A 3,764-nucleotide genomic window follows, 5' to 3' on the forward strand; every position below is an offset into this window, starting at 1 on the left:
TCATTGGCCGCAGGGCGGGGATCAAGCCGCAAGCCAACACCGACTGGATGGAAACCGCCAATCTCTGGGGGTGCATTGTGGCAAGGCCGGGAGCTGCCAAGTCGCCGGTTCTTAGTCAGGTACTGGCACCCATTAATCGCCTCGAGGCAAAGGCTGCAAGGGAGCACGCGGAAGCGATCAAGCTCCATAATGCTGGTCAAAGTTTTCTTAAGCTGGAACGAGTTGCCGTTGAGAGGCAGATCAAGGAAGCTTTGGAATCGGGTGTGTCGCCGACCTATCGTGAGCAGGCAACCCAGCAGCTGCTTGGGCTCGAAGCATCCGAGGCCCCCTCCGAAAAGAGGTTCTTGACGAGCGACTGTACTGCCGAAAAGCTTGGTGAGATCTGTGCCGCGAACCCCGATGGCGTGCTCGTTCATCGCGACGAGTTGATGACTATGTTCGCAGACCTTGATCGGGAAGAGAAGGTCTCCGCTCGCGGCTTTTTCCTCTCTGGCTGGGGTGGCAATCAGGCATACACGTTTGACCGCATTGGCCGCGGAACGATCAGGATCCCGGCGGTGAACCTTTCTGTCATCGGCACATCCCAGCCGAAAAGGCTAGGCGCGTATATTGCGTCAACCCTGCGCAACCTTGACGACGGGATGGTGCAACGTTTGCAGCTTATGAGCATGCCAGACCTCAATGGTAAGTTTGTCGAAGCTGATCGTCCGCCCGACGCGCAAGCGCGAGGAAGGGCTTTTGAGTGTTTTGAGGGTTTGGCCCAGAGGCGTTTTGTTGAAATTGGAGCGGAGCTGGACCCTGATACTGGCCACGAGAGCGTTCCCTTTTTCCGCTTTTCTGAAGCAGCAAGGCAGACCTTCTCCGATTGGCGCACAGATCTGGAAAATCGCCTGGCTGATCCTGCTGCTGATCTTGCTCCTGCATTGGTGGCTCACCTGTCTAAGTACCGGGGGTTGATCCCGCGCATTGCAATGATCTGCCATCTGGCCAGCGGAGGAGAGGGGCCTGTGAGCGTGCAAGCGGTGCAGCAAGCCTTGGACTGGGCAGAATACCTCGAGGCTCACGCACGCCGCATTTACGCGATGGCTCCTTCAGCTGACAGCTCATTGGCGGCCCGGGCTATCCTGAGGAAGATCCAGAGTGGTCAGCTTGCAGACGGGTTCACAGCACGGGAGATTAAGCAAAAGGGGTGGGCCGGGCTTCGGGATCCGGAGGTTAGGGCTGGTCTTGAATTGCTGGTGGAGTTGGATTGGCTCCGCAAGATCGACGTTCGCCCAAAAGCGGGGCGGTCTACGGCAATTTATCGGGTCAACCCGAGGGCGCTCACAGGGCCCGCAAAGCGCTAGAGAACCCCAGTAGTCCTACTTTCAAAACCATCAAAAGCCCCCATGTGCTGCGAACCTGCCGCATGGGGGCAGGAGGTCTCTACGATCGCAAATCTTCATCCCGCCGACGAGCTTCATGAATTACGTGCCCAGAAAGGCGAAATCGACAGGCGCATCAGGGAGGTGCGCGCTTTGATCCTCGAGCTCCCCTCGGCTGAACGGTTTGGTTCAAATTACGCCGCCGAGGTTGTTGGACACCAGCGCGCCGTGCTCGACAAGACCGCCATCGCTGAAGAAATGGGGCATGAGTGGCTGATGGCTCACTCAACCCAATCGACCACCTTTGTGGTACGGCTGGCCCCACTGACCCAGAGAAGTGGCACGGGCAGCAACAACGCAAAACTGATGCAAGAAGCGGCTGAACAGGAAGGAGGATAAGCACAATTCAGCCCCCGATCAGACTGGCTGCTGCATGGTGTGTAAAGTACCATTGCGCAGAAGATTTCGGTCAAAAAGGGTGCCCCAATGACCTTTCACGCAACTCCGCAGAAAACCTACGTGCCGACCGTCGAGAACTGCTTAGCCATCGATACCGTGCAGCTTCGCAAGGAAGGCATGCTGGACACAGCCAGTGATCACCACCTCAGTCGCAAGTGGCGGGCCGGCCAGACTATGGTCGGCGATCTTGTCATCAGCACCTTCTTCACTGGCGACATCGCCTCCCCCTTCCTGCGCATAAGGGGAGAAGCGTTCGGCGAAAGGATCGACCAGACGGTCCGGCTGGTAGCTAGGCGGATGCGTTTCGGCGGCAAGAGGTGGTACTTTCTCTGCCCATCCACCCAGAGGCTGTGCTGCAAATTGATCCTGCCGCCGACCGGCCACTTTTTCGCCTCTCTGAAGGCCTCTGGGATGGCCTACAGGTCGCAGAGGGAAGATGCCGTCACGCGAGCACATAAGGCCCTGAAACGGCTTCAGAGAGCCTCCAGCAAGCTGCCACTGCGCACACGCGGCACGACGCGCGCAAGGCTGATGGCAAGGATGGCTGTGAAGGAAGCTTTCCTCGATCGGGTCGAGGAGCGTTGCAACGGGGATCTCGCCCTCGGGGGGCGGTTCTCGCTGCGGAGGGCGTCCAAATCTTGAGCGGCGAGCGCTACGGTACTCACACTTTGCAAGACCTGCTACGGCGTGATCGTAATTAATTTTCGATAACATTTGAGTGATTTTGTTTTGAGGTGGGACTGAACGAGTTCGAAAGATTCCATACGCTCGATGCAGCATCTCGGTATGGTCAAGCGGAACTGCATGAACCGCCGCAGCCTCTCGTGGACCTGCGACGGGCGCGTCCCGGCGCAGCTCACGCTGGTCTGCGACGTGGACTGCCACGAGGCGTACCCGTGCCTCAAGATTACAGGCCACGCCCACGGAAGGCGAATCTACTGCCTCGTCTGGCTCGACAGCGCCCCCATGCGCTTCGAAGGGGAGCGCTGGAACGCGCCGTGCCCCCACACGGGCAGGCGCTGCAGCACGCCGGTGCTGCCGCCGGGCAAGACGCACTTCGCGTCCGTGCGCGGCTGGGGCGTGGCCTACGGCTCGCAGCGGGAGTGCGAGGTGCACCGGGCCTACCGCGCCATCAACAAGGCCTCCAGCCGTCTGCGGGGGCTGTCCAAGTACGCCCGCAAGCCGGCCCGCGAGCGGCTAGAGCGGTTTCCGTTCATTCCGGTTCATAGCCACATGATTTGAAGTAGTTGGCACACTCGTCTGACTGGAAGATGTCGACGAGCCTGCCGATAAGGTCCCACAACCCGCTGACGGTTCGCTCGCCCACTTTTCGGAGCATGGCCTTGAGACGGGAGAAGGCTTTCTCGATCGGATTGAAGTCTGGGCTGTATGGCGGAAGGAAGCGCAGGGTTGCACCGGCCGCTTCGATCCTTTCCTTCACGGCGGCCCGTTTGTGGCTCGAGAGGTTGTCCATGATGACCACGTCGCCGGGGCGCAGCTCGGGCACCAGAACCTGCGCCACATAGGCTTCGAACCAGTCGCCGTTGATCGGCCCGTCCAGCACCATCGGCGCAACCATGCCGGTCATGCGCAGGCCAGCGACCAGCGTGGCAGTTTTACGGCGCCGTGCGGGAAACCCCAGCTACTAGATCAGCTGTTGGCGCAACATGACCGTCGGAACGCGCCAATGGGCGCGTGAGTGCTGTTCAATGCACCTTGGTATTACAACCGGCTGGTCCGCTGGCGCGAAGCCGGAGTGTGGGACAGGCTTATTGCCGTGGATTTGCGGGGCATTGCCACCCGCTACGACAAGTGCCGGGAAAACTATCTTGCCGCCGTAAAGCTCATCTTTGCCCGCATCTGGTGCGCCGCGTAATGAGTCCACGGCCTAGCACTACTTTGGCAGAAGTTTGCGGATCATGCGTCGCCATCTTCTACGGC

General features: G+C 59.7%; 4 protein-coding genes and 2 pseudogenes. 5 read left to right on the plus strand and 1 reads right to left on the minus strand.

The window, feature by feature from the left end:
* From WCL10_RS20405 to WCL10_RS20420, 4 genes are all read left to right on the plus strand, one after another.
* Positions 1-1,346, plus strand: a 1,346-nt coding sequence (locus WCL10_RS20405) for a YfjI family protein (protein WP_336897481.1), incomplete at its 5' end; no start/stop codon positions are given.
* Between the two features lie 42 nt (positions 1,347-1,388).
* A complete protein-coding gene (locus WCL10_RS20410; RefSeq protein WP_336897482.1) occupies positions 1,389-1,763 on the plus strand; it encodes a hypothetical protein in 375 nt (124 codons plus the stop codon).
* Positions 1,764-1,850: 87 nt separating this feature from the next.
* A complete protein-coding gene (locus WCL10_RS20415; RefSeq protein ID WP_336897483.1) occupies positions 1,851-2,465 on the plus strand; it encodes a hypothetical protein in 615 nt (204 codons plus the stop codon).
* Positions 2,466-2,627: 162 nt separating this feature from the next.
* Positions 2,628-3,065 (plus strand): hypothetical protein, encoded by a 438-nt coding sequence (locus WCL10_RS20420; RefSeq protein ID WP_336897484.1) that lies wholly within the window; start codon positions 2,628-2,630, stop codon positions 3,063-3,065.
* On the opposite strand, the pseudogene WCL10_RS20425 reads toward WCL10_RS20420, so the two are convergent.
* Positions 3,037-3,441 (minus strand): annotated as a pseudogene (locus WCL10_RS20425) (transposase); the annotation flags it as partial. The gene WCL10_RS20420 and the pseudogene WCL10_RS20425 sit on opposite strands and share 29 nt — an antisense overlap.
* A gap of 168 nt (positions 3,442-3,609) precedes the next feature.
* Here WCL10_RS20425 and WCL10_RS20430 point away from each other — a divergent pair.
* Positions 3,610-3,699, plus strand: a pseudogene (locus WCL10_RS20430) (IS5/IS1182 family transposase); the annotation flags it as partial.
* Positions 3,700-3,764: the final 65 nt, after the last annotated feature.

It is taken from the genome of Novosphingobium sp. (assembly GCF_037133355.1).
Taxonomy (GTDB): domain Bacteria; phylum Pseudomonadota; class Alphaproteobacteria; order Sphingomonadales; family Sphingomonadaceae; genus Novosphingobium.

Coding starts and splice junctions, on each gene's coding strand:
- WCL10_RS20410 (WP_336897482.1), top strand. CDS start 1,389: ATGTGCTGCGAACCTGCCGCATGGGGGCAGGAGGTCTCTACGATCGCA.
- WCL10_RS20415 (WP_336897483.1), top strand. CDS start 1,851: ATGACCTTTCACGCAACTCCGCAGAAAACCTACGTGCCGACCGTCGAG.
- WCL10_RS20420 (WP_336897484.1), top strand. CDS start 2,628: ATGAACCGCCGCAGCCTCTCGTGGACCTGCGACGGGCGCGTCCCGGCG.